The 25,673-nt window shown below is 51.0% G+C and carries 25 protein-coding genes; 14 read left to right on the top strand and 11 right to left on the bottom strand.

The window, feature by feature from the left end; all coding sequences use genetic code 11:
- Positions 1–80 precede the first annotated feature (80 nt).
- Genes ACQKE4_RS04310 through ACQKE4_RS04320 form a run of 3 tightly spaced genes read left to right on the top strand, consistent with a single transcriptional unit; the run spans position 81 to position 3,059 of the window.
- Positions 81–443: a response regulator gene (locus ACQKE4_RS04310; protein ID WP_427387061.1), complete on the top strand. Its 363-nt coding sequence runs from the start codon at positions 81–83 to the stop codon at positions 441–443.
- Positions 440–2,206 (top strand): EAL domain-containing response regulator, encoded by a 1,767-nt coding sequence (locus ACQKE4_RS04315; protein ID WP_427387062.1) that lies wholly within the window; start codon positions 440–442, stop codon positions 2,204–2,206. Before ACQKE4_RS04310 ends, ACQKE4_RS04315 begins: the two co-directional genes overlap by 4 nt.
- Positions 2,196–3,059 carry a MurR/RpiR family transcriptional regulator gene (locus tag ACQKE4_RS04320; protein WP_427387063.1) on the top strand — a complete coding sequence of 288 codons (864 nt, stop codon included), beginning with the start codon at positions 2,196–2,198 and terminating at the stop codon, positions 3,057–3,059. Before ACQKE4_RS04315 ends, ACQKE4_RS04320 begins: the two co-directional genes overlap by 11 nt.
- A gap of 35 nt (positions 3,060–3,094) precedes the next feature.
- On the opposite strand, the gene ACQKE4_RS04325 is transcribed toward ACQKE4_RS04320, so the two are convergent.
- The gene (locus ACQKE4_RS04325; protein WP_427387064.1) at positions 3,095–3,451 is read right to left on the bottom strand and encodes a RidA family protein; all 357 of its coding nucleotides are present in this window, start codon (positions 3,449–3,451) and stop codon (positions 3,095–3,097) included.
- A gap of 108 nt (positions 3,452–3,559) precedes the next feature.
- Positions 3,560–4,045 (bottom strand): Lrp/AsnC family transcriptional regulator, encoded by a 486-nt coding sequence (locus ACQKE4_RS04330; RefSeq protein WP_427387065.1) that lies wholly within the window; start codon positions 4,043–4,045, stop codon positions 3,560–3,562.
- A gap of 208 nt (positions 4,046–4,253) precedes the next feature.
- Between ACQKE4_RS04330 and ACQKE4_RS04335 the strand changes: the two genes are divergently transcribed.
- The 5 genes from ACQKE4_RS04335 to ACQKE4_RS04355 all read left to right on the top strand — a co-directional run bounded on the left by ACQKE4_RS04335 (position 4,254) and on the right by ACQKE4_RS04355 (position 7,809).
- Entirely contained in the window at positions 4,254–5,945 is a 1,692-nt protein-coding gene (locus ACQKE4_RS04335; protein ID WP_427387066.1) for a 2-isopropylmalate synthase, read from the top strand.
- Between the two features lie 97 nt (positions 5,946–6,042).
- Positions 6,043–6,432, top strand: a complete 390-nt coding sequence (gene crcB, locus ACQKE4_RS04340) for a fluoride efflux transporter CrcB (RefSeq protein ID WP_427387067.1) — start codon at positions 6,043–6,045, stop codon at positions 6,430–6,432.
- Positions 6,429–6,818, top strand: a complete 390-nt coding sequence (locus tag ACQKE4_RS04345; RefSeq protein WP_427387068.1) for a fluoride efflux transporter FluC — start codon at positions 6,429–6,431, stop codon at positions 6,816–6,818. Before crcB ends, ACQKE4_RS04345 begins: the two co-directional genes overlap by 4 nt.
- A 32-nt stretch (positions 6,819–6,850) precedes the next feature.
- On the top strand, positions 6,851–7,165 hold the full coding sequence (locus ACQKE4_RS04350; RefSeq protein WP_427387069.1) for a hypothetical protein: 315 nt from the start codon (positions 6,851–6,853) through the stop codon (positions 7,163–7,165).
- A complete protein-coding gene (locus tag ACQKE4_RS04355) occupies positions 7,156–7,809 on the top strand; it encodes a hypothetical protein (RefSeq protein ID WP_427387070.1) in 654 nt (217 codons plus the stop codon). The genes ACQKE4_RS04350 and ACQKE4_RS04355 overlap by 10 nt, the downstream gene beginning before the upstream one ends.
- Here the strand turns inward: ACQKE4_RS04355 and cfa are convergent.
- Together cfa and ACQKE4_RS04365 are read right to left on the bottom strand one after the other, a co-directional pair.
- Positions 7,806–8,960: a cyclopropane fatty acyl phospholipid synthase gene (cfa, locus tag ACQKE4_RS04360; RefSeq protein WP_427387155.1), complete on the bottom strand. Its 1,155-nt coding sequence runs from the start codon at positions 8,958–8,960 to the stop codon at positions 7,806–7,808. The two genes, ACQKE4_RS04355 and cfa, sit on opposite strands and share 4 nt — an antisense overlap.
- A 189-nt stretch (positions 8,961–9,149) precedes the next feature.
- Positions 9,150–10,640 (bottom strand): SulP family inorganic anion transporter, encoded by a 1,491-nt coding sequence (locus ACQKE4_RS04365; protein WP_427387071.1) that lies wholly within the window; start codon positions 10,638–10,640, stop codon positions 9,150–9,152.
- 601 nt (positions 10,641–11,241) lie between these two features.
- Here ACQKE4_RS04365 and ACQKE4_RS04370 point away from each other — a divergent pair.
- Both ACQKE4_RS04370 and ACQKE4_RS04375 read left to right on the top strand, forming a co-directional pair.
- Positions 11,242–12,255 carry an isocitrate dehydrogenase gene (locus ACQKE4_RS04370; RefSeq protein WP_427387072.1) on the top strand — a complete coding sequence of 338 codons (1,014 nt, stop codon included), beginning with the start codon at positions 11,242–11,244 and terminating at the stop codon, positions 12,253–12,255.
- A gap of 405 nt (positions 12,256–12,660) precedes the next feature.
- Positions 12,661–13,509 (top strand): methyl-accepting chemotaxis protein, encoded by an 849-nt coding sequence (locus ACQKE4_RS04375; protein ID WP_427387073.1) that lies wholly within the window; start codon positions 12,661–12,663, stop codon positions 13,507–13,509.
- 72 nt (positions 13,510–13,581) lie between these two features.
- On the opposite strand, the gene ACQKE4_RS04380 is transcribed toward ACQKE4_RS04375, so the two are convergent.
- Both ACQKE4_RS04380 and ACQKE4_RS04385 read right to left on the bottom strand, forming a co-directional pair.
- On the bottom strand, positions 13,582–14,232 hold the full coding sequence (locus ACQKE4_RS04380; protein ID WP_427387074.1) for a peroxiredoxin: 651 nt from the start codon (positions 14,230–14,232) through the stop codon (positions 13,582–13,584).
- A 205-nt stretch (positions 14,233–14,437) separates the two neighbouring features.
- Positions 14,438–15,481: a CNNM domain-containing protein gene (locus ACQKE4_RS04385; RefSeq protein ID WP_427387075.1), complete on the bottom strand. Its 1,044-nt coding sequence runs from the start codon at positions 15,479–15,481 to the stop codon at positions 14,438–14,440.
- 290 nt (positions 15,482–15,771) lie between these two features.
- On the opposite strand from ACQKE4_RS04385, the gene ACQKE4_RS04390 reads away from it, so the two are divergent.
- From ACQKE4_RS04390 to ACQKE4_RS04405, 4 genes are all read left to right on the top strand, one after another.
- Positions 15,772–16,422 carry a DUF1826 domain-containing protein gene (locus tag ACQKE4_RS04390; protein ID WP_427387076.1) on the top strand — a complete coding sequence of 217 codons (651 nt, stop codon included), beginning with the start codon at positions 15,772–15,774 and terminating at the stop codon, positions 16,420–16,422.
- Between the two features lie 106 nt (positions 16,423–16,528).
- Positions 16,529–19,996, top strand: a complete 3,468-nt coding sequence (locus ACQKE4_RS04395) for a class I SAM-dependent DNA methyltransferase (RefSeq protein WP_427387077.1) — start codon at positions 16,529–16,531, stop codon at positions 19,994–19,996.
- Between the two features lies 1 nt (position 19,997).
- Entirely contained in the window at positions 19,998–20,744 is a 747-nt protein-coding gene (locus ACQKE4_RS04400; protein ID WP_427387078.1) for a HipA family kinase, read from the top strand.
- The gene (locus ACQKE4_RS04405) at positions 20,741–21,565 is read left to right on the top strand and encodes a DUF3037 domain-containing protein (RefSeq protein ID WP_427387079.1); all 825 of its coding nucleotides are present in this window, start codon (positions 20,741–20,743) and stop codon (positions 21,563–21,565) included. Before ACQKE4_RS04400 ends, ACQKE4_RS04405 begins: the two co-directional genes overlap by 4 nt.
- A 132-nt stretch (positions 21,566–21,697) precedes the next feature.
- Here ACQKE4_RS04405 and ACQKE4_RS04410 read toward each other — a convergent pair whose 3' ends face one another.
- From ACQKE4_RS04410 to ACQKE4_RS04430, 5 genes are all read right to left on the bottom strand, one after another.
- A complete protein-coding gene (locus tag ACQKE4_RS04410; RefSeq protein WP_427387080.1) occupies positions 21,698–22,309 on the bottom strand; it encodes a LysE family translocator in 612 nt (203 codons plus the stop codon).
- Positions 22,310–22,464: 155 nt separating this feature from the next.
- Entirely contained in the window at positions 22,465–22,932 is a 468-nt protein-coding gene (locus ACQKE4_RS04415; RefSeq protein ID WP_290835322.1) for an S-ribosylhomocysteine lyase, read from the bottom strand.
- 60 nt (positions 22,933–22,992) lie between these two features.
- Positions 22,993–23,340, bottom strand: coding sequence for a putative quinol monooxygenase (locus ACQKE4_RS04420; RefSeq protein ID WP_427387081.1), 348 nt, complete (start codon positions 23,338–23,340; stop codon positions 22,993–22,995).
- Positions 23,341–23,401: 61 nt separating this feature from the next.
- A complete protein-coding gene (locus ACQKE4_RS04425) occupies positions 23,402–24,079 on the bottom strand; it encodes a haloacid dehalogenase type II (protein ID WP_427387082.1) in 678 nt (225 codons plus the stop codon).
- Positions 24,080–24,224: 145 nt separating this feature from the next.
- Complete coding sequence (locus ACQKE4_RS04430; protein ID WP_427387083.1) at positions 24,225–25,658, bottom strand: aspartate aminotransferase family protein; 1,434 nt, start codon at positions 25,656–25,658, stop codon at positions 24,225–24,227.
- Positions 25,659–25,673: the final 15 nt, after the last annotated feature.

Genomic DNA, 25,673 nt, shown 5'->3' on the forward strand with positions numbered 1-25,673 from the left:
TCTTAGTGACCGATAGTTAATTAGCTATCGTTATAACGACCTTATGGTATGTTTTATAAATTCACTGCTTTGGAAAGGCCATGCAAGCCCCAGATACTCCTCATAATGAAGCAGAACGCCTGGCGGCCTTGCATGCTTTACAGGTTTTAGATTCGCCCGTTGAAATGGGGCTTGAAATTATGCGTCACTCAATGCCCGATTTATTGCTGATGGATATTCATTTACCCGGCATGAACGGTTATCAAGCGCTAGCGGTGATGCAACAAGATCCCAGACTCAAACATATCAATGTTGTTGCACTGTCTGCCAACGCCATGGAGCGCGACCTGCGTTATGGCTTAGCTGCCGGATTTGCCGATTACCTCACCAAACCTATTGATATTGACACACTCAGTAAAACGCTCAACCAGTACTTACGTCCTGCGTTAAGGAAGGCGCCGTGAGCCTTACCGAAAAACACCTATTAGTGGTCGACGACAACACGATCAACATTGCATTAATTCTCGATTTGCTTGATGAGTATGGCTTCGAAAATGTTCATGGCATTAATGACCCCCGAGAAGTAATTGCCCACTGCCAACAGCATTTACCAGACTTGCTGCTTTTAGATATCCGCATGCCACATTTAGATGGCTATGCGGTTATTAATGGATTACGCAAGCACTTCGCCGAGCAGATGCCGCCGATCATTGTACTGACAGCTCAAATTGATGATGACACTCGCCAGCGCGCTCTCGCCATGGGAGTACGTGACTTCATCACCAAGCCTTTCAAGCAAGATGAAGTCCTGCAGCGGATACGCAACACGCTTAACGTTGAGCACCGCTACCAAATGCGCGACAAACAAGCTGATTACCTAGAGTTGATGATTGCTAAGCGCACTCAAGAGCTGGATTGGCAGTCACGCACCGACCCGATTACGCAGTTGCCCAATCGGCGTGGATTAGATCAAGCCCTTCAAGCGGCCTCGCTGCAAGCCTCCGGAACCGGGCTTCTGTTTATCGCCCTTGATCGCCTGGATGATATTGTGCGGCTGCACGGTTACCGGATAGCCGACCAGTTGCTGTATTTTATAAGTCAGCAGCTTCGCCAAACGCTCGACGCTGATTGCCTGATTGGCTTATGGGGCGGTAGCGAACTGCTGGTCATCACACCGACTGCTAATCAAGGCAAGCTACTTCAATTAGCTGATCGGATACTTGAGTGTTTCGAGCAAGATCAGGCGCTAGGAGACCTCCTACTACCCGTTAGCGCTCGCATTGGGATTAGCGGAGAACAAGGCTACTTTGACACTGAAAGACTGGTACACATGGCTGCATTAGCGCTACCACCCCAAGAGTCGCTATTCGTTCAATGCTACACCCCAGCGCTGGAAGAGAAGCAGCGCCATCAGTTGCATCTACAACAGGCCATTCGTGGCGCTACCCAGCGTGGTGAGATGTCACTTGCCTTTCAGCCTAAAATCTCGCTGGCTGATCACAAAATTCTTGGCGCAGAAGCTCTGCTACGCTGGCAGCACCCTGAGCTCGGTCTTATTTCACCTAGCGAGTTTATTCCGCTAGCAGAAGCCAGTGGTGATATTCTCTTAATAGGTGACTGGGTGCTTGATGAAGCTATGCGCCATATCATTAAATGGCGTGCGCTGGGTCTACTTAATGACGACTTCCACGTTGCTGTCAACGTAGCCGCACGACAGTTAACACGCAAAGACTTTGCCCAACAACTGCTGGCGCGCTTAGCAGAGCAGCAAATTCCCGAACGTTTTTTAGCCCTTGAAGTGACCGAATCGGGGCTAATGAGCGATATGAATCACGCACGGCAGCAGCTTGCCCAATTAGCCGATATGAATATAGCCGTTGCCATTGACGACTTTGGCACTGGTCAATCGTCGCTGGCCTATATTAAAACGCTGCCCTTCTCGACGTTAAAGATTGATCGTGCCTTTGTTAGGGATCTTGAAACCAATGAAATTGACCGCCAACTAGCGCACACCATCACACAATTAGCCCACAGCGTAGGCTGCGATGTGGTGGCCGAGGGCATTGAAACCTCAGCACAAGCAGCGTACTTGGGTTCCATCGGCTGTGAAGCTGCGCAAGGTTATTTTTATGCCCGACCACTACCGGCGGAAGCATTTGTGACATGGTGCACTGAATGGAAGCCACTTAGTTCCACACCTCACCCGGAGATCATCAATGGCTCATGACTTACTTGACCGCTTACGCGAACGTCTAGAAGAACTCAACCGCTCGGAGCGTAAAGTCGCCAATGTAATTCTTGAGGACCCAACGTTAGCCACCAGCCTTAGTATTGCTAGCTTGGCCCAGGCAGCCAGCGTGAGCGAACCAACAGTCAACCGTTTTTGTCGCAATTTTGGCGCCAAAGGCTACCCAGATTTTAAAATCAAACTTGCCCAAAGCTTAGCAGGCGGCACCCCTTATGTGACGCGGGCAGTGGAACCCGGCGACTCTGCTACTCAGTACACCCACAAAATTTTTGGCGCTACCATTGCGGCCCTGGATGAAGCCCAGCGTGAAATTGATATCACCGCCGTTGAGCGCATGGTTGACTATCTCACTCAGGCTAAGCAGATTCACATTTTTGGTTTAGGCGCTTCCGGGGCTGTTGCCCAAGATGCCCAACATAAGTTCTTCCGCTTTAACCTACCGGTGATGGCCTACATTGATGTACTGATGCAGCGCATGGTGGCGGCAGCGTGTCATACAGGGGATGTGGTGGTGATTATCTCCTACACCGGACGCACCCGGGAGTTGGTGGATATTGCCCGCCTTGCCCGAGACGCTGGCGCGGTGGTACTTGGTATTACCGCGCCTAACTCCCCTCTAGCTAATGAGTGTACCGCTACACTAAATGTTGCCACGCCCGAAGACACCGACCACTACATGCCGATGACCTCACGCGTCATTCAGTTAACGCTGATTGATGCGCTGGCCACAGGCGTTACCTTAAGGCGCGGTGAAGATTTTCTACCGCACCTTAAGAAGATCAAAGACAGCCTACGCGACACCCGCTTTCCGCTGGAAAAGCCTGTTAAATAGTTAAGGGTAAGTCGAGAGGGGTGAATAGAAAGCTGTTAGCTCACAGCGGCGGTGACGGTAATTTCCACTTTGAGTTCATCTGAGGGGAGCGGTGCGCATACGCAGGTGCGCGCCGGTGCGTATCCTTCGGGTACCCAGGTATCCCACACTGCATTCATGGCGGTAACGTCACCACCCTCTTTTAAATAAACCGTCGCGCTCAGCAACTGTTCACGGCTTGAGCCAATCTCTTTTAACAGCGCATCCACTCGCGCCAGCATGCTTTCTGTTTGTACTGTGATATCGCCATTGCGAGCCTCAGGGCCAGCTACCTGGCCACACAAATATGCCACCCCTTGATGAATCACAGCGCGGCTCATGCGGGCTTTTGTATCGTGTCGTTGAATAGTCATGGTGCAAAATCCCAAAATGTATAAAAAAATCAGTCTAAACCGCTTGGTAACTCCTTGGCTAGCGAGTGTCTTTTTAACTAGCTTTTCTAAGCTTAGCGGCCTTGTGCATCAACCTTTATCCGTGGGCACTGGCCGATGCTCAAACACACGCCGCAACACGAAGCTGGTATGCGCACCGGTGACACCTTCAATACGGTTAATTACGTGCAGCAGCAGATGTTGGTAGTCGTCCATATCCCGCACCAAAATCTTGAGCTGAAAATCAGCCGCCTGTCCGGTAATGATCAAGCACTCGACCACATTGGGTATCTCGCGTATATGACGCTCAAAATTATCAAACCGCTCAGGCGTATGCTGATCCATGGAGATATGCAGTAACGCCATTAACTGATAACCCAGCTGCCGAGCATCCACCTCGGCACGATAGTGTAATATCAAACCGTGCTCTTCCAAGGCGCGCACGCGGCGTAAACAGGGCGAAGGAGACAGCCCGATACGATCCGCCAATTCTTGATTACTAATGCGCCCTTCTAACTGCACTATATCTAAGATATGGCGATCAAAACGATCCAACATGAGGGGCGCTACGGCCATAAAAAGCAGCTCCTGCCAAAAATATTTACTTAAAAGATAGTCTCTGCCAATTATCCCTCCATTATCCCTATCTTCGCAAGAACCTAGCGCGCCAATCCTTTTACACTAAGTCAACTGCCAAAAACAGTGAACAAGCTACTACGGTCGCCACAAGCAACCGATCCAATCACCCTGCCATGTCTACACTGCTATGTTTAGGAAATCCATCATGCCTGCTTTCGATCATCGCAAATATCGCCCGGCGCCCCGTGTGCCTGCCTTCAATCGCCAATGGCCGGATCGTGATCTGGAACACGCCCCCATCTGGGTGAGCGAAGACCTACGCGACGGAAACCAGGCGCTACTTGAACCGATGACCGTTGAGCAGAAGCAGCGTTTCTGGCAGCAGATTGTTAAAGTAGGTATCAAAGAAGTGATGGTGGGTTTCCCCTCCGCCAGCCAGCCCGACTACGACTTCGTGCGCTGGCTGATTGAGGAAGATCAAATTCCAGACGACGTGACCATTGCGGTCTTAGTGCAGTGTCGTGAACACTTAATTGAGAAAACGTTTGCCTCGTTGGTGGGCGCCAAGCGGGCCATTGTGCATCTGTATAACTCTACCTCAACCATCCAGCGCGAGCGGGTGTTTGAGATGGATCGCGCCGGTATCGTGGATATTGCGGTACAAGGCGCTACCTGGGTCAAAACCTACGCCGACCAATACCCTGATATAGAGTGGTGTTTCGAGTACACCCCGGAAAGCTTCTCCAGCACCGAGATCGATTTTTCCCTGGAGATCTGCGAAGCAGTGATGGATGTATGGCAACCAACGCCCACCAATAAATGTATTCTTAACCTTCCCACTACCGTGGAAGTCGCTGGGCCACATCATCACGCCGACCAAATTGAGTACTTCTGCCAGCATATTAGTCGCCGCGACAGCGTGATTATCTCGGTGCATACCCATAACGATCGCGGTGGCGCAGTAGCCTCTGCCGAACTCGCCTTGCTAGCCGGTGCTGAGCGAGTAGAAGGCACCCTGCTGGGCAATGGCGAGCGCACTGGCAATATGGATATCGTCACCCTGGCGATGAACCTCTATAGCCAAGGCATTGATCCCCAACTGGATCTTTCAAATCCAGACGAAATTATTCAGGTGGTCAACGAGTGTACCGGTATCGCCATGCATCCACGCCACCCCTGGGTGGGCGAAATGGTCTACACCGCGTTTTCCGGTAGCCACCAGGATGCCATTCGCAAATCCCTCAAGCATCAAAAACCCGACGAGCCGTGGCAAGTGGCTTATTTGCCTATCGACCCTCACGATATCGGGCGCGATTACCAAGCAGTGATTCGCGTCAATAGCCAGTCCGGCAAGGGCGGCATGGCGTTTCTGCTTGAACGCGATTACGGCATTAACCTACCGCGTTGGATGATGCTCGCCTTGGCGCCCTACGTGCAGCAAGAGAGCGAGCGGCGCGCCAGCGAACTCTCCAGCGAAATGATTCGTCAGGTGATGTTCGACAACTTCACTCAAGAAGCACCGCTCTCGTTAGTCGATTACCGGCTCTCAAAAGGTCAGCAGGAAGGCATTGAGATCACGTTAGCTCAAGGCGACGAACTACTACGACTCACAGGCAAAGGCAATGGCGCCATGTCCGCTTTTACTGATGCCTGGCAGCGTTACTCGGGCAGCAGCGTAGGCATTATCGACTACAGCGAACACTCGCTAGGCGCCAGCAGCGAGGCCAATGCGATAGCCTTTGTGCAGCTCAATATCGATGGTCAACGCCTTTGCGCGGTTGCTGAGGACAGCGACACGGTAAGCGCTTCTCTAAAAGCGCTATTGTCGGGGATTAATATTGCCAAGCCTACGGCGAGAAGCACTGCAGACGTACAGGCAGCCACAGCCACGATTTAGCCTTCATCACGGCACCCTCTAGCGCCCCTAGTGGGCGCTATTACTCATGTTACACTTTGCCGACTATCCATTTTTTGATACTGGCTGAGAGAAAAACATGGGGCATAGCATCACCAGCGTACTGTTAGTGGCCATCGGCGGTGCGTTAGGCGGAATGGGGCGGTTTGCCATTTCAAATTTGCTCGCACACTCTTTAGGCAAAGCCTTTCCCTGGGGAACACTTGCAGTCAATGCCAGCGGTGCGTTTCTGGCTGGGTGGCTTTTAGCTACCTTAGCCATTCCTACGCTGCCAATGTCGCCTTTATGGCTGTTTACAGTGGTCGGACTGCTCGGGGGCTACACCACCGTTTCCTCTTTTAGTTTACAAACCATTGAGCTATGGCAGAGCGGCCAGCAACTGCGCGCAGCCCTCAATGTGGGCACCACGCTTGCGCTTGGTTTAGTAATGGTGACGCTGGGCTGGCTACTAGCAGGTGGTACCCTATGAGCGCCTGGAAAACGTACCTTGCAGTAGGCATCGGCAGCGGCATAGGCAGCGCACTGCGCTATGGCGTATCGTTGGCGTCCTTCGCTACGCTGGGCGGCTACTTCCCCTGGGGAACGTTAATCGTCAATATCCTGGGGTCGTGCTTAATTGGCTGGTTGGCCGCCGTTATTTCGCGCTCGCCCCGTCGCCAGCTGGCGCGCTTCCAACCCCTGCTGGTCGCTGGTTTTTGCGGCGGTTTTACCACCTTTTCACTGTTTAGCTTAGAGACGCTGCATCTTGTGCAACTGGGGCAAGCGTGGATAGCACTCGTGTATATTCTTGTCAGTTTGCCGCTTTGGTTAGGTGCTGCCGTCCTTGGTGAGCGATTGGCGCTGTCTCGCTACTAACACTAACCAAACAGGCCACAGAATGAACCAGCATGCGTGATCAGTTGGAAAAGCATCAGTCTTGGCTATACCTGTCGTTTATTGCCATGGGCTTAACGCTAGGTATCAAAACGCCTGGCTTATCGGTGATTTTTGAACAGTGGCTGTGGCCTTTATTGGGCCTACTGCTTTACACCACCTTTACCCAAATACCTCTACTGGATCTTGCCCGTAGCGTTAAAGACACGCGCTTTATGGCCGCGCTCATGGTGGGTAATTTTATTGCCATTCCCGCTTTTTGGCGCTTATCGTTTTATGGCTGCCGCTATCTCCTGCTGTGCTGGCGGGAGTTTTACTGGTGCTATTAGTGCCCTGCACCGACTGGTTTATTACCTTTACCCACTTAGGCAAAGGAGATACTGCCCGTGCCGTTGCCGCTACCCCACTACTGCTGCTGGTACAAATGATTGCGCTACCTGGTTACCTGTGGCTATTTTTGGGCAAAGAGTGGTTCCAAATTGCGCTCTCTACGGCGCTAGTAAGTGCTTTTATTGGCCTTATTCTTATACCTTTAATACTCGCGTGGCTCACTGAATACTATGCCCGACGCTATAAAGCAGTTGAACGCGGCGTTCAATGCCTTGGGCTTATGCCGGTGCCGTTACTGGCTTTAGTCGTCTTTATGATTGCCGCATCGCAGGTAAACAGCATTGTTGGGCTTAGTCACGTGCTGGCTCAAGTGGTATTTATCTTTATTAGCTTTTTGATCTTTGCGGCAATGCTGGGTAAAGGGTTAGGCAAGTTGTTTAAACTGCCCACCGCTAGCGCCAGAACCCTGGCGTTTAGCTTTGGCACCCGTAATTCATTTGTGATGCTGCCCATTGCGCTTACATTACCCAGTGCATGGCAAGCAGCGGTGGTGGTGATTGTTTTTCAATCACTGGTAGAGCTATTTGGTATGGTGGCTTACTTGCGCTGGGTGCCTAGCAAGCTATTGCCTGAAAAAAACTAACTGATTCGGAAATACCCGCCTAGCACACCCTGCTTACTCATCACCAATTGCCAAAGATGGATCTCCCTAGCCCGAAAAGCGCCCGCGCATATAAGCAAGTAATAACGCCACATGCGATAGAAGCGCTCACCATACTGTGTTTTAAAGGTCGGCCAGTGGGTTTCAAAATTCTGGTGCCATGCCATTAAGGTGCGATCATAATCAGCGCCAAAATTATGTACATCCTCAATAACAAACAACGTCTCAGCGGCCTCTGCAATTTGCCCTAAGGTGGGCAATTCTCCATTGGGAAAAATGTACTTATCAATCCAGGGGTCCGTCACCGTATTGCTTAAGTTCTTGCCAATGGTATGCAGTAAAAATAGCCCCTCATCTTTTAAGCAGCGATTAACGACGCTCATATACTCGCGATAGTTTTTATGTCCCACATGCTCAAACATGCCAATGCTGGCAATGCGGTCAAACTGCTCACATTCATTTCGGTAATCCTGCAAACGAAACTCTACAGGCAAACCTTTTTTAAGCAGCCGCTGACCGAACTCGGCCTGCTCTTTAGAGATAGTAAGGCCCACGCACTCAACGCCATAATGCTCAGCAGCATAAGCCATAAAGCTCCCCCAACCGCAGCCAATATCAAGCACGCGCATCCCTGGCTTCAGCTGTAACTTGCGACAGATAAGATCGAGTTTCGCTTCCTGGGCCTCATCCAGCGTACGGGCATTTTTCCAGTAGCCGCAGGTGTAAGTCATTCGCTGGTCGAGCATGGCTGCGTAGAAGTCATTGCCAAGATCGTAGTGCTTTTCGCCCACTTCCCACGCTCGCTTTGCCGTTTGACGATTCAGCAGGCGCGAACGCAAAGAGTGATATATCAATTGGGTAGGCTTAATACGCTGCGCAATCTGGGCACGCATTAAACGAAAAAACAGCTCGTCTAGCCGTTCGGCGTCCCATTCCCCCTTCATATAGCTTTCACCAAGTCCCAGATTGCCTCGCGCAAGGGCGCTATCAATAACACCAGGGGCTTTTAATTGCAGGTCCCACGGGCGCTCACCGTTCAGTTGAATATCGGCTTTGGCCAGTAATTCTGCGATAAAGCGATGGGAGGGAGAATCTTCATCAAAGCCAACAGGCGATTTTTCCAACGTAGGCATGTTCAAGGCAGGCTCCTCGCGCTATTCCAGTGAGTAAATAGGTAACAACCTGACTACCAGCATAGAACTGCATTGCAATATGAGCATTATTTGATGAAGTGTTTTTTCGCTTTATAGGCATAAAAAACCGCCCGACTCACTAGGAGAAAGGCAGTTATAGAAGATATTTATACTAACTCTAAAGCTTAATTAGTGGCCGCCAATGAGCTTTTTGACAGCCTCTGGATCATTGTGTAGCGCATAGCGATCAACGACGGTCGCGCTCGCTTCATTCAAGCCAATGAGTTCGACCTCGGTGCCTTCGCGGCGAAACTTAATCACTATCCGGTCGAGTGCCTGAACAGCGGTAACATCCCAAAAATGCGCTTTAGAGAGGTCAATAGTAACTTTATCGATACTCTCTTTGAGATCAAAAGCGGCCATGAAACGTTCTGATGAGGCAAAAAATACCTGACCTATCACCTGATATTCACGCTTCTTACCGGGTTCTACTTCTTTTGAGCCGATATAGAGAATATTGCCGACTTTGTTGGCAAAGAACATTGCCGCTAGCAGAACACCAACAAACACACCGATGGCTAAGTTATGCGTGCCGACGGTGACCGCTACGGTAGCCAGCATGACAATGTTGGTACTTAAAGGATGCTTCTTCAGGTCACGGATCGACTCCCAGCTAAAGGTACCGATTGACACCATAATCATCACCGCGACCAACGCAGCCATGGGGATTTGTGATACCCACTCGGAGAGAAACACCACCATGAGCAGCAGCACAACACCTGCAATTAACGTTGAAAGACGCGTACGACCACCGGATTTGATATTGATCACCGATTGACCAATCATGGCGCAGCCCGCCATACCACCCATTAAACCTGAACCAATATTGGCGATGCCCTGGCCCTTACATTCGCGGTTTTTATCGCTGGGCGTATCGGTTAAATCATCAACGATAGTGGCAGTCATCATCGACTCAAGCAGGCCAACGACTGTGAGCATCAACGCGTAAGGTAAAATAATCCATAGCGTTTCAAGGTTTAACGGTACGTCCGGCCACAGGAAGATTGGCAAGGTATCGGGCAGCTCGCCCATATCACCGACGCTGCGAATATCCATGCCACTCATCATATACACGGCGGTGAGCACCACGATGCACACAAGAGGTGAAGGAATGGATTTACCGATAACCGGCAAGTAAGGGAAGAGGTAAATAATCCCAAGCCCTGCCAGGGTCATGACATAAACGTGATACGTAACGTTCGTCAGCTCGGGCAGTTGCGCCATAAAAATCAAAATTGCCAGCGCATTCACAAACCCGGTAACCACCGAACGGGATACAAAGCGCATGAGTTCGGCGAGCTTTAAGTAACCTGCCACAATTTGCAGCACACCCGTTAGCAACGTTGCGGCCAGCAGGTACTCAAGACCATGTTCGCGTACCAGCGTCACCATCAGTAGCGCCATGGCACCGGTAGCGGCAGAAATCATGCCGGGGCGGCCGCCTGTAAATGCAATTATGACGGCAATACAAAAAGAGGCGTAGAGGCCAACTTTAGGGTCAACACCCGCAATAATTGAAAAAGCGATTGCTTCGGGAATGAGCGCCAACGCGACCACAATTCCCGAAAGCGTGTCGCCTTTAATATTGGAAAACCACTCTTGCTTACTGAAAAGAGCCATTGGGAGTCCACTGTTTAAGTTCAAGATAAGCCGAGCCGTAGCATTACGCGCCACCAAAAAAGCTACACGCGAGTGTTCACTAACAACGCAAAATACGGGATCGATTAGTCAACCCGCCATTGAGGCGGAAGAACGGCAATAGCGTGCCGCAACGCCGTGACCACGTAATGAACGTGTCGAGGCGTATCGCTGGGAAGGGGGAAACCTAGGGTGGAGTCATCAGCCCTGGGATTGGTCGTGCCTGTGCTGCATGTACGCGGATCATTACCGTTATGCCTTGCTGTCAAATAAAGCGGGGAATAAAGCTTAAGTTGTAATAAGCGGCGGGAGTCTACCAGCAATATTGCTTTATTGCATCCATGCAGGCTGTGTACGCCCTTAGCAGGATGCCCAGAGGCTGGATTTTGGCGTACCATTGCCCGCAAATGACAGCATACTTAGTCTATCTATCTCAGTAACAATTATCTTAGTACCGGTTATTTCAGTACCTGTTAACTCTCAGTCCTAGCAATTCCAGTCTCAACTATCACATTGAAGCGGCAGTGCTTGGTGCTTTATAGATTACTTATAAACACGCCTGCCGATTAGCGAGGAGCAACACATGAGCCAATCTATTGCAGTCATTAAGGGCGACGGCATCGGCCCCGAAATTATGCAGGCCACGCTACGAGTACTCGACGCGCTAGATTGCGGCTTGACCTACCAGCATATTGACGCTGGCTTAGGTGCACTTGAAAAGCATGGCACGCTGATTCCCCAGGAATCGCTGGATGCCATTGAGAAATATGGCATTGCGCTAAAGGGGCCGCTTACTACGCCGATTGGCAAAGGCTTCTCCTCGATTAACGTACAGCTGCGCCGCCACTTTGATTTGTATGCTAACGTGCGCCCGGCGATTAGTTTCCCCGGCACCCGTTCACGCTACGACGGTATCGACATGATCACCGTGCGCGAAAACACCGAAGGCGCGTATCTTTCTGACGGCCAGGAAATGATCGACGACGGTGATACCGGCATATCCATCATCAAAGTAACGCGCAAAGGCTCTGAGCGTATTGTGCGCTACGCTTTTGAGCTGGCTAAAAACAACGGCCGCAAAAAAGTCACTGCGGTACACAAAGCCAACATTATTAAAACCAGTTCTGGTCTGTTTTTGGACGTGGCACGGGAAGTTGCTAAAGAGTACCCGGAGATCGAATTTCAAGAGATGATTGTGGATAACGCCTGCATGCAGTTGGTGATGAATCCGCATCAGTTTGATGTGGTGGTCACCACCAACCTGTTTGGCGATATTCTTTCTGATTTGTGTGCAGGACTTGTTGGAGGCTTGGGCTTAGCCCCAGGGGCAAACATCGGCGAAAAAGCAGCGATTTTTGAAGCGGTACATGGCTCAGCGCCGGATATCGAAGGCAAAAACATCGCCAACCCCTGTGCTCTACTTCTCGCAGCCGCGCAAATGCTTGATCACCTGGGCATGAATGAAAAAGGCGACGCCATTCGCCTAGGTATTCGCACCGTGCTGGAAACCCGCCGCGATATGGTCACCCCTGACATGGGCGGCACCGGCACTACAGACTCCTTCGCCCAAGCACTGGTCGAATACGTTAGCGCTTAAGCGTCCACTTATAGAGCAGGACTAAGCGCCTGCTCTATGCTTATCTATTGCCTATTACCCATTAATAGTGACAGAGTAGCGTGGTTGCCTAACGATAAGAAAACACGTGCCTCTTACCGCCTTCCTCGCCACTCTTTACTTCCACGGTTACGCCCACGGTTAGTAACTTTTGCACGGTTGCTAAAGGCTCTTCCCGAGATAAACATCTGCCCAACAATCATCATTAATCATTACTTGCCAGCATAAATCTATTATTTCATTGAGCCTTTATTCGCCGTCATTCATATTGCAAAATATTAGCAAAAGTAACTCTTTGTGCCAGAGCGATACAATCCAGTATTTTTATAACCAACTGGTCTATTGTTAGCAATTTACTGACAACAAGATGAGTGAACGGAATTAGCAATGCGCTTACATTTTACTTCTGATGGCTACATCCTTGATGCCAATAATAACTTTGAACAGACCATGGGATATGGCGTAGATCAGATCCGTGGTGCTCATCACCGAATGTTTTGCCCTGACGCTTTCTATCAGCAAAGGCCTGACTTTTGGAAACAGCTGGCCCAAGGTGATTTTATGCAAGGCAAGTTTGAGCGCCTTGATGCCCAAGAACGTAACGTATGGCTAGAAGCTACCTATAACCCTATTTATGATAGCCACGGCAATGTAGTGAAAGTGGTCAAGTTTGCCACCGACATTACCCGTTCAATCGAAGAAGCTGAATCAGCCAACCGCGCCGTATTGGCCGCCCAGAGCACCTCTTCTCAAACGCAACAAATCGCCCAAAATGGTCTGAGTCACTTGCAGCGTGTTATGCGTGGCGCTGAACAAGCAGCTTCCACTTTAGCAGAGGCGCAGCAGCTAATTGCCGCGCTAAACCAGCAGGCGCAGAGCATTAATAGCATTACTGAATCGATTGCCCGTATCGCTAATCAAACCAACCTGCTATCACTCAATGCCGCTGTTGAAGCAGCACGCGCAGGCGAACAAGGGCGTGGGTTTACCGTGGTTGCCAACCAAGTGCGCCGTTTAGCCAAAGGTTCTAGCGAAGCGGTAGAAGAAATTAACCGGATGCTTAAAGATAATAGCGCCTTAGTAGAGCGCACCACCCAAGCGATGCGGCAAGTAGTGGAACAGGGGAAATCCAGTCAGGCCAGCGTTGGTGAAATTGAAACCATCGTCCATGAGATACTTACTGGCGCCCGCAGTGTTTCAAGCTCTATTGAGCAGTTAGCGCGGGAATCCTCTTGATAACCCCATGAAAAAGCCAGCGCGTGGGCGCTGGCTTTTCACTTTTTACACCACTCTATTGACGCAGTGGCATTAACGCAGAGGCGTCTTACGTAAATACGGCAAAACGGTCTCGTATTCGCCGTATTTCTGTTTAGCATCCTCATTGGAGACGCTGGGCGGGATGATAACATCTTGGCCAACGGTCCAATCAGCAGGTGTTGCAATACCGTGCTTCACTGTAGTTTGCAGCGCATCCAGAGCGCGCAAGATTTCTGCAAAGTTACGCCCTACGGTCATCGGGTAAGTCATTGAAAGCTTCAATTGCTTATCTGGCCCGATAATAAACACCGAGCGAACCGTTGCGCTGTCGGCTGGCGTGCGGCCGTCGGGCAAATAGGCATCTTCAGGCAGCATGTCAAACAGCTTGGAGACATTCAGGCTGTCGTCGGCGATAATCGGGAAATCCACTTCACTGCCACTGAACGTCTTAATATCCGTTGCCCAGCGCTGGTGATCTTCCACACCGTCGACCGAGACACCAATTACTTTAGTGCCGCGTTTTTTCCATTCATCACTCAACTGCGCTACCGCGCCAAACTCGGTGGTGCATACCGGCGTAAAATCCTTTGGATGGGAAAACAGAATTGCCCAACTATCCCCAATCCACTCATGAAAGCGAATCGGTCCTTGGCTGGTGTCCGCTTCAAAATCAGGCACAACTGCATTAATACGTAGAGACATACTTCCTCCTCAATCGGGCATCAGATGCCCTAATACCTTATTTGACTTACAACACCCCCACTATAGATCATTTGGCGCTAAGACAGCGAATAACTTCGTATGGTTACCATGATGTTTATTAGCACACGCATTACGCTGTGCAATGAGCGTATTCAAGATAGCAAAACAGCGCCCTAAGGCGCCGTTTTCAAGCATAACCAAGTCACTAAGATCTTGCTTCGCCTGCTATTTTATTGTCTTCAGGCTTTATCCGCTTTAACCAACGCTGTTTAGCATAATGGCGCAAGTTATCGACGTGATCTGTCTCGTCGACAATATCCTGGCCCAAAATCGTTTCGATAATGTCTTCCAGGGTAATTAATCCTACAAAAGTGCCGTGCTCATCGTAAACCACACGCATGTGCAGGCGATCCTTTAACATGGAGGTAAAAATTTGCTCCACGTTTTGCGCCACATCGACACTGCCAATGGGATGCATTAGTTCACGCATCGTTTTGCTATCGTCGGCATGATACATATCCGACTTATGCACATAGCCAAACGCCTGCTCACCGTTATCCATAACGGGGAAACGCGTAAACGGGGCTTTGCCATACTTTTTATCAAACTCGGCAACGGTCATATTCGGCAACACCGTGACGCAAACGGTACGCGGTGTCATCGCCTTGTGGACGAGGATATTATGCAAGTTAAGCATGTTAATAATGGTGCGGGACTCATCAGCATCCAGCACCTTTTGTTCCAAACCAACGCGTGCTAAGACGGCAATTTCACCACGTAAATCGACATCATGCGATGACTTGCCTAACCGGCGCGTTATTTGCTCAGACATCCATATAAACGGCAGAAGTATGATGATCATTATCTGAAGCATACGGGGCAATACAGGCGAAATACCGCGCCAATAAGTGGCGCCAATGGTCTTCGGAATAATTTCCGACAGTACCAAAATGAGCACCGTCATTACCGCCGATACCACTGCAATCGAAGCTTCGCCAAACACGACCGCCGCCTGTGCACCTACACCTGTGGCGCCGACAGTATGAGCAATTGTGTTAAGCGTCAGAATTGCCGCCAAAGGACGATCAATATTGGTTTTGAGCTTAGTCAGCGCTGCATGGAGTTTGGGCTGCTTGTCTCGCAGTTGGGCAATGTAGCTGGGGGTTATGGAAAGGAGAGCTGCTTCAAGGATCGAGCAGATGAATGACACCGCAATTGCCACAGTGGCAATAACAATCAGAAGGATCATGGGGACTCATGGTAGTGGATCGTAGAAACTATATAGGTCCTTTCACAGGCGCAGTCAATTAAAACTGGAGAACGTTTTTTACCCCTCCCTTTAAACGCGCATTGTCGTCGGGCAAATCACCACCCAACGCCCTCTCACCTCAGCTCGACTAATGAAATGATAACGCGGTTTTAATAGCTAAATAATAGCCACCCAATCGTCATGGAGCGCTTTTCTCACTCTTTTATTATATGTTATAACATCTCATAAAATATTTGCTGTTTTCTACAATTCAACAGATGAGTTCCGAGATGCCATCAATCGCCACGACCTCAATGACGCTCCAGAATCACACTGCTAAAGGTGACGACATCAGCGTGCTGCCACGTATCTTTGAGGATGAGATCAATATCACCATCATGTGCCGCCGCCTACCCGCGGATGTGGCCTTGAGCGTGGCGGCACAGTGCCAAATAGACCGCGCATGGCAATTTGCATGGCTGGGTAAGCCAGATCACTCACTCAGAACCGACTTACGAAAACGCCTACCGCAGCCCGATGCCGCTGAAGCGCTAATTGACGACATTACCAGCGTGGCCGAAGCCGCTGCCTATCTATTTAATACTGAAACGGTAGGCATCCGGCTACGCCTGCTCAATGCTGCTATGTGCCCGCGTTTTCATTGCGATAATCTGCCCGTTCGGTTGGTGACCACCTATATGGGGCCGGGCAGTGAGTGGCTGCCAGAATATGCCATCAATCGTGCAGGACTTGGCGCGCCCCACCCTGAACGCCCTGAGATTATTAAAGATGCTTCTGCCATTCAGCGTATGGCGCCTGGTGAAATTGCGCTTCTCAAAGGCAGTGGCTGGGTAGGCAATGAAGAGCAAGGCCTGGTGCATCGCAGCCCGTCGCTAAAAGAAGGTGAAAAGAGATTATTGCTGACGATTGATCCTGTGTAATTAGCGCATTTCTATCGGACTCACATCCCGACAGGCGAATTAAGCATGCTACTATCTAACCCTGCTTAATGTAGTTAGATGCCCCTGCCTGAAAGGAAAAATGTTGATGTTTGAAGCGCCTACACCGATAGCAACCGCTGATGCTGTTACTGCTTTTATTGAGCGCTGGCAACACACTACCGGCACCGAAAAAGCCAACTATCAGCTTTTCCTTTCAGAACTGTGCGCGCTGCTTGAACTCCCGACACCCGACCCCGCTAGCAAGGATAACAGCGAGAACGGCTATACTTTTGAGCGCCGGGTGGATATTCAAAACCCCGATGGTAGCGAAAATCGCGGTTTTATCGATCTCTACAAGCGCAGCGCCTTTGTGCTGGAAGCCAAGCAAACCGGCAAAGGACTAGAAACCAAAGGTTGGGACAAAGCCATGCAGGCGGCTTACAACCAAGCCGACCAATACGTGCGCGCACTACCTGCTAAAGAAGGCCGCCCACCGTTTATCGTAGTTACCGATGTAGGCCGCACGCTGGCACTCTATTCAGAATTTTCGCGCTCTGGCGGCACCTACGTGCCATTCCCCGACCCGCGCAACTACCGCATTAAACTCGAAGACTTACGTCAGCCAGAGATCCAGCATCGCCTCAAAGCGCTATGGGAAGCGCCGGACACGCTAGACCCCAGCCAATACGCTGCTCGCGTCACGCGTGAGGTCAGCGCCAAGCTTGCGACCCTAGCGAAAACGCTAGAGGCCGATGGCTATGAAGTCGACCGCGTGGCGCATTTTTTGAAGCGCTGCCTGTTCACCATGTTCAGCGAAGATGTGGAATTACTGCCCAAAGGCAGCTTCACCGCGTTTTTAGAGCGCATGAAAGAAACCCCTGAACACTTTACTGATGCCATCGGCTCGCTATGGGAAAGCATGAACAGCGGCGGCTTTAGCGGCGTGCTGACCGCCAAAATTATGCGTTTTAACGGCGGTCTGTTTAAAGGCATCGACCCGATTCCACTTAATGCAGAACAGATTCAACTGCTGATTGATGCCGCTAAAGCCGACTGGCGCTTTGTGGAACCGGCCATTTTCGGCACCCTTCTAGAGCGCGCACTTGATCCCCGTGAGCGTCATAAACTAGGTGCCCACTACACGCCCCGCGCCTATGTAGAACGGTTAGTAATGCCTACCCTGATTGAACCGCTACGCCGTGAATGGGCCACTGCGCAAGTGGTCGCAGAAGCCCACAACCAGAAAGGCAAAACCGACAAAGCGCTGGAAAGCCTGCGCGCTTTTCACCACAAGCTGTGCCAAATACGCGTGCTTGACCCCGCTTGCGGCAGCGCCAACTTCTTATATGTCGCGCTGGAACATATGAAGCGCCTTGAAGGCGAGGTGTTAAACCTGATTTCCGACCTGAGTGGCGGGCAAGACAGCCTGGATGCCGAAGGGCTAACTGTATCGCCCCAGCAGTTCCTCGGCATGGAAATTAACCCCCGCGCCGCCGCCATTGCCGAAATTGTGCTGTGGATTGGTTACCTGCAGTGGCACTACCGTATCCACGGCAGCCTCGACTTGCCCGAACCGATTCTGAAAGACTTCCACAATATCCAGGAGCGCGATGCGCTAATTGAATACGACAGCAAAGAGCTGCTCTTGGACGAACATGGAGAGAAAGTCACCGTTTGGGACGGCATCAGCATGAAGAAAAGCCCCGCCACCGGTGAGCTGATCCCCGATGAAAGTGGCCGGACTGACGTTTACCGCTACCACAACCCCAAGCGCGCCGAGTGGCCGCAGGCGGATTATATTGTCGGCAACCCTCCGTTTATTGGCGCCTCTACCATGCGCCGCGCCCTGGGCGATGGCTATGTGGATGCTGTCCGTTCAGTGTATAAAGGCACCGTGCCGGAATCCGCCGATTTCGTGATGTACTGGTGGCATATTGCCGCCGAAGCGGTCCGCACTGGCCACGCTCAGCAATTTGGTTTTATTACCACCAACAGCCTGCGCCAAACCTTTAACCGCCGCGTATTAGAACCGCACTTAAGCGATGCCAAAAAGCCGCTGTCGCTCACCTTTGCCATACCCGACCACCCCTGGGTAGACGGCAACGACGGTGCCGCAGTACGCATCGCTATGACCGTGGGCCGCGCTGGCGAAGCACCGGGGCTTTTGCAGCAAGTCACCAATGAAAACAGCGATGAAGCCCGAGAAGCACGTACAGTTGCACTTAGCCGCCGTGAAGGAAAAGTGTTTGCCGATTTAACGATTGGGGCAGATGTGGCGGGGGCTCAAGGGTTAGCTGCAAACCAAAGCTTATGCTTCGAAGGAGTAAAGCCACACGGTATGGGATTTGTTGTCACTCAAGAAGAAGCTGAGCAACTGGACCTTGGGACAGTCGAAGGTCTCGAAAAGCATATACGTGAATATCGTAATGGCAGAGATTTAACTCAGACTCCTCGCGGCGTGAAGATCATTGACCTTTTCGGATTAAATATAGAAGAAGTTAAGTCGCTATATCCTGCTGTTTACCAGTGGATTTTGGAGCGAGTCAAACCTGAGCGAGACCAAAACAAGCGAGCGACTTACAGGGAAAACTGGTGGTTTTTTGGTGAGCCTCGTAGAGACTTGAGGAAGGCCACTGCTACGATTCCTTTTTTTATTACTACTGTCAAAACTGCAAAACACAGAACATTTCAAAAACTAAGCGCGAGCGTACTACCTGATAGCAAGCTAATTACTATAGCGGTGAATAATATCAGTCTGCTGGGCTTTTTATCATCTCGCATACACTTTATTTGGTCGACTGCGACAGGCAGTACGCTTGAAGATAGGCCAACTTACGTTGTTTCTCGCTGCTTCGAGACCTTCCCCTTCCCTGAACTTACCGATGAGCAGGCGTCGCATATCGGCCAACTGGCCGAGCAGATCGACGCTCACCGCAAGCGCCAGCAGGCAGAGCACCCAACGCTCACGCTAACCGGTATGTACAACGTGATGGAAAAACTGCGCGCCGGTGAGGCGCTCAACGCCAAAGAGCAAACCATCAACCAGCAAGGGCTAGTCAGCACGCTGATGGCCGACCACGATGCTTTAGACAAAGCAGTTTTTAACGCCTACGGCTGGGATGACTTGGCAAAAGTACTAGTAGGCTTACCCGGCGCCACTACGCCCCTGCCGGATAAACCCACCGCCCAGGCAGAAGCCGAAGAAGAGCTTCTGATGCGCTTGGTAGCGCTTAACAAGCAGCGCGCCTTAGAGGAAGCCCAAGGTAAGGTGCGTTGGCTACGCCCGGAGTACCAAGCGCCGGAAGAGACAGCGCCCACTCAAACCGAGATGGGAAGCGAAGCGACGGTCAGCGACACACCCGCCGCCGAAAAAACTAAAGCAGCATGGCCCAAAGACTTGGCCAGCCAAGTCACCCAGCTACGCGATATGCTCGCCGCCAGCCCAAACAGCGCAGAAAGCCTGGCCGCCCAGTTCAAACGCAAACCGGTAAAAGGCGTAAACGAGGTACTCTCCGCCCTAGCCGCCTTGGGCCAAGCCCAGCAAGAAGGCGAGCAATGGCGATTGGTGAGGTGATATGAAAAGACCTTACGTAGTAGAGGCTAAGGAAATTCTGCGCCAATCGACCCAAGGGCGCACAAAGCCATTTATCATACGTGATGTAAATAATGATCAATATGTAGTGAAAGGCGTCAATGGCGTTGGCCAACAGTCACTGGTATCTGAACTCATTTGTTCCGAATTAGCACGACGCTGTGAATTGCCTGTTGCTGAGTACGCCTTAATGCGTTTTCCAACGGGCATGTTGGACTTTTCGACAGAACCACGTGCTGGGGATCTAGAGGGAGGAATGGCCTTTGCGTCTAAGGTAGCTCCCCATAGCCAAGACTTACTCTTCTCGTTAATAGGAGAGGTCGACGAAGGTATCCAGCAACGTCTCTTACTGTTTGATATTTGGATTAACAATGAAGATCGATGTTTAAGCAGCCAGGGAGGCAATGTAAACCTACTATGGAGCGCTGTAAGTGGTTTGGTGGTCATAGATCATAATTTAGCTTTTGACCCCATAAACCACACAGGTAATTTTGAAAATCATGTATTTAGTCACCAACGTGAACGCTTTGCAGACCTCGAAATACGCGCACGCCACGAAGCGGTGCTTGACGCTACACTGAATGATTGGGATATGATCACTGACTTAATACCTTTAGAGTGGCTCTACCGAGATATAGACGACGAGGCCTCTGAGATACAGCCCACGTTAGCAGAGCGCTTTAATTTGTTAGTACGTTTACGCGATCCGTCCTTCTGGAGCTTGATATGAGCGCAATTATTTGTAATTACGCGGTACTGCGCTTTCAGCCCTATCTCGATACAGGTGAGTTCGCGAACCTGGGGATCATCATGCTCTGCAATAATGGCGCTTTTCTCCAGCGGGTCGAAACCATTTCACGAAAGCGTATTACCCATTTCTTCGATAAATTGCCAGTCAAAGTGTTTACACAAGCACGCCAGCATTTCGTGACGGAGCTTAAGCGCACGGTTGATTTAGCCAACCACCACAAAGGTCAATTGGATGTACAGCTGCGCATATTCAATGACTTGGTAGAACCACGCGAAGCCATGTTCCGCTTCAGCAAGCCGGGGACTCTGGCTGCTAAAGATCCAAAGACCGCCCTTGATGAACTGTTCAATCGCTATGTTCACCATGATTTCAAGCACATAGCTACACCAGAAGAACAGCTCACTAAAAACGTTACGCATTGGCTTAGATCACTGAATCGCAGATACACAGAGCAAACGTTGGGTAATGATATTGTTCGCGTAAAATTGCCATTTGTTTGGCAGGAAGGTGCGCGTATACGCCAGGCAATTAAACCCATCAGCTTCGATCTAGAAGACGCTAGCCGAATTATTGAAAAAGGAGATAAATGGCTGGCGCATTTACGCCGACTTGAAATGTCTGAAAATGCTCCTGATGACATGGTGTTTATCAGTCAAACACCTAACGTACAAAAAGGCCCTAAACTACGTGCTTACAATGAAATCTGCCAAGAAATAGAGAGCGAGTTTTCAGCGAGAGTACTTCCAGAGCAACTGGGGCAATATAGTATTCTCAAGGCAGTCGCAGAGCCTGTTGCATAGCGTGACATTCATTTTGAAGAACTCAATGCACACAACGCGAAAACATATCTTTTCTTTATAAAACAAACTTTTTGCTATCAATTAGTTTTGGCACTAACTACCGCTTGAGCTGCACAGCAGTTGTTAGAAGCTTCACGCCCTTAACGGCAAAGCAGCCCCAATAGCAACAAAGATACCGCCGCAGGTGCGGTTGAATCCGCGGCCAACGCGTTTTAACCAGTGGCGGATGCGGTTGGCCATGTTGGCGAGCAGGCCTTCTACAATGCATTCGATAGCTACAAAAGTGCCTGCTAGCACAAAAAATTGCAGCATCAAGCTACCTTGCGGGTTGATAAACTGTGGTAGAAAAGCGCTGAAAAACAGTAGCACCTTAGGGTTGGTGATGGATGCCAGTACGCCCTGGCGATATAAATGCCATCCGCTCGCTTGGCTTGCGTTCACGTCAATTTCGCCTGTAATTGGTGGCGAGCGCCATACTTGAATGCCCAACCAGACAAGATAGGCTCCACCTACCCATTTCAGCACCGTTAGCCATATCACCGATGATTTAAGCAGCGCACCAATCCCAAACATGCATAGGGCAATAATCAGGAAAAAGCCTGTGGCACCGCCAATAATGGTAAACAGCGTTTTCCGGCTGCCATGCATCGCGCCATGGGTTAGCGCCAACAGGCCGTTGGGCCCTGGCGAAAGTGACAGGCCTATGCAGGCGATAAGGTATAAAAGCCAAGTGTCCAACAGCATGTTACTGCCTCACCCAGGGAAAATATGTGTGGCGCCAGCATGTCACTATTAATTAGCGTTTTCCATTGTTAATGCACAGACAATAAAAAGCCTCCCCGGCGATATGTGGCGCTGGGAAGGCGTTTTGCTACTGCGTTTATGATGTTGCTTAACGCTTAAGCGAAGACTTCAGTCCACTCGTTGCGCTTAGCTAGCAGATTACGGGCTAGTTCCTGGGCACCTTCTAAGCTGTGGCTGGCAGCCCAGCCGCACTGCATTTCGTTGCAGGCGGGTACTTCAGTCGCGACCAACACATCGTTTAGCGTTTGCTCAATGATGCTCAGCACGCCGTCATAGTCATCGTGGTTAATCATCGCGATATAGAAACCGGTTTGGCAGCCCATGGGGCTGATATCGACCACTTTATCGGTGTGATTGCGAGAAAGCTCAGCCATCAAATGCTCAAGGGAGTGCAGCGCTGGCATCTCCATGTGCTCTTTATTGGGCTGGCAGATCCGCAGATCGTACTTGTGGATACGGTCGCCATTTTGGCCTTCTTTGATGTCGGCTAAACGCACGTATGGGGCTTTTACCTTGGTGTGATCCAGGTTAAAGCTTTCGACGTTCATCTTTTTATCGGTCATGTTGGCTCCTTTTCCGTTGAGCTTTTCGCTTTTCTATTCGGCCTATTCTACACGCTAGGGTTATACCTTGGGCGCGTCAAAATTCCATGGCTCGTCGGTGTAAACGCACACGTTGGCATCTTCGATATCGCCATCGGGTGATTCAACGTGCTTGGCAAAGAACGCTTGGATCTCTTTGCGCTGACAGTGGGCTTCGAACTCTTCACGGCTGGCCCAAATCTCATGAAAAACAATCGGGTAACCGGTGCCTTGAGCGAAAGGGTTGTCGATTTGGCGCGTTACGGTGTAGTGAATGCACGCATCTTCACGGTGGGTGTTTGGCTCTAAACCCTGCAACGCTTTGAATACCGCTTCTTCTTTGCCCGGCTTGGGTTTAAAGCCAGCAACACAGTAAATTTTTTCTGACATGCTCATATCCTAAGTCGTTAAGCGTGCGTCATTATGCGGCCTGTCTACGTAGGTTAACAATCTAACGGATAATGCGCTCCGCTAATGCTTGTAAATCGGTCACCGTCATATCGGGCTCAATACCCCACGGGTCAAAGGGCGTATCGGAGCTGCGCCGCACCCAGGCGCTGCGCAAACCGGCGTGGGTGGCGCCTATCACATCAAAGGGGTTGCTGGAAATTAACCACGTATGCTCGGGTCGGGTCTCTAAGCGACTACGTAGATGAGAATATACAGCGGGATCAGGTTTAAAGCGCTTTACCTCATCAGCACTGATTACATCATCCATATGACTCTCTACGCCTGCTCGCGTTAGCAGCTTAGACACGGCTTCGGCGGTGCCGTTGGAAAACGCCACGCAGCGAATGCCCACATCTCGAAGCTGATCTAAAGCGGGCACCACATCCTCGAAAGCAGGTAGCTCACCATATACCGCCATTAAGTGATCGTGGTCGTTATCTGAAAGCCCAGTTTGCAGTGCCCGGTCAATAAATACTAGCGCTTCACGGGTACATTCCGAAAATGGCACGTAAGCACCCATCACACCATGGCGAAAGCTGTATTCAAGCTGCTTTTCCCGCCAGCGGCGGGCAAATTCGCCGGCTTTGGAGGGATCGGTCAAGCGTCGCTCCAGCTCAAAGGTTACTCCCTGGGTATCAATCAGCGTGCCATAAACATCGAAGGCTAATACCGGCTGCATCGTGGGCCTCTCCTTTACTATCAATTGGCTACTATCAATTGGCTACTATCAGTTGGCTAACCACTGTATTCAGCATAGTCGTGGCCTACAAAAACAAAAGCGCCGCTGCACAGGCAGCGGCGCTCAAAAGCCTAATTACAGGTGATTAAACTGTAAAAGCAGCCTCCTGCTGGCCGGTTTTTAGATCACCAGAGCGCGTAAGCTCATCGGTAATGCGGTCAATCGCGCGCTTGGCGCGGCCAATCATTTCGTCCACTTCACCCCGGTTAATCGTCAGCGGTGGTGCAAAGCCGAGAATGTCGCCTTGGGGCATGGCGCGCGCAATCAGGTTCTCTTCCATAGCAGCGGCAGCCACACGCGGGCCAACTTTAAGCGCAGGGTCAAAGTGCAGGCGCTGCTTGGCATCTGGCGAGAATTCCAGCGCAGCCATAAGGCCAACACCGCGCACATCGCCTAATAGCGGATGACCTTCGAAGTTAGCCTTTAGCTGCTGCTGGAAGTAAGCGCCAGTTTCGGCAGCGTTACCCACCAGGTTTTCACGCTCGATGATATCCAGATTAGCGAGCCCAGCGGCACAGCCCAAGGCGTGGCCGGAGTAGGTCCAACCGTGGCCGATGGGGCCGTACTCGCCGGTGCCCTGCTCAAGCACTTGCCAGACTTTCTCACCGACAATCACGCCGGAAAGCGGCTGGTAGGCGCTGGTTAACCCTTTGGCGATGGTGACCAAGTCAGGCTTCATGTTGTAGTGGTGGCTGCCGAAGTCAGAGCCGGTACGGCCAAAACCACATACCACTTCATCGGCAATTAGCAGTACGTCGTACTTCGCCAGTACGGCTTGAATGGCGTCCCAGTAGCCTTCCGGCGGCGGCACGATACCGCCAGTGCCCAATACTGGCTCGCCGATAAAGGCGGCCACGGTATCCGGCCCTTCTTCCAGAATCATCGCTTCCAGCTTGTCGGCGCAGTAACCAGAGAACTCAAGCTCGCTCATGCCGTGCTGCTCGGCGGCACGCAGGTAGTAGTGCGGCGCTTCGGTATGGCGAATAGTATCAATCGGTAGATCGAAGTGGTCATGGAATGCTTTCAGGCCGGTCAGCGAGCCAGAGGCGATGCCGGAACCGTGGTAGCCGCGCATGCGCGAGATAACTTTTTTCTTCTGCGGGCGGCCCAGCACGTTGTTGTAGTAGCGCACGATCTTGAGCTGGGTTTCGTTGGCGTCCGAACCGGACATGCCGTAATAAACCTTGGACATGTTCATCCCAGCGATTTTCAGGATGCGCTCGGAAAGCTCGATCTGCGGCTCGTTAGAGTGGCCTACATAGGTGTGATAGTAGGAGAGCTCTAGCGCTTGCTTATAGATCGCTTCGGCGACTTCGGTGCGACCGTAGCCGATGTTGACGCAATAAAGCCCTGCGAAGCCGTCGATAAACTCACGGCCATCTTTATCCACGATGTTGATGCCTTTACCGCCGGTAATCACGCGGCCTGGCGCATCGCCGTGGGCGAAATCGCGCAGGTGGGTAGAGGCGTGGAAAGTGACTTTACGATCGCGTTCGATCAGGTCCTGATGCAAGCTCATAGTGTTCTCTCTGTA

This window comes from Halomonas sp. NPDC076908 (assembly GCF_050269715.1).
Lineage (GTDB): Bacteria > Pseudomonadota > Gammaproteobacteria > Pseudomonadales > Halomonadaceae > Vreelandella.